Here is a 388-nt window from a genome sequence, read left to right as displayed (position 1 = left end):
AGGTAAAGAAGGACAGTCTGAAGGTCAGATGGGCGAGCTAAAACGCCCAAAAGAGGGCGCTTCCCACGAGTGGAACGGCCAAGTTGTCATCCACGTAGGGCTGGTACTCTGCAAGCATCAGAATTCCTGGCCATGCTATTTTCATTATTGTTGCTCCATCAAGCAGTGCGAAGGCTATTATCGTGGCAGTTACTACGTAGCCAAGGCTTCCGGTCCAGTGCTTCTTGAGCTTGACGTTGAAACCATGCCGTTTGAAATAGTGATGCCTGATGATCCCTGTAACTCCGTCGCTTACTGCCATGGCCAAAAGCAGTGCCGTTGCGTACTCTCTAGGCAGGAAAAACGCAACAGCTGAAGCAGAGAATGCAAAGAAGACCTCTCCGTAGTT

The 388-nt window shown here is 50.3% G+C and carries 1 pseudogene; it reads right to left on the bottom strand.

The annotated features are described in order from the left end of the window. Positions 1-37: 37 nt before the first annotated feature. Positions 38-388: pseudogene (locus tag E3E29_RS11555) on the bottom strand (hypothetical protein); the annotation flags it as partial.

Origin of the sequence: Thermococcus sp. Bubb.Bath (assembly GCF_012027595.1) — an archaeon.
Lineage (GTDB): Archaea > Methanobacteriota_B > Thermococci > Thermococcales > Thermococcaceae > Thermococcus.
Note: the sequence above shows the minus strand (reverse complement) of the source record. Positions and strands in the feature narration are given on the sequence as shown.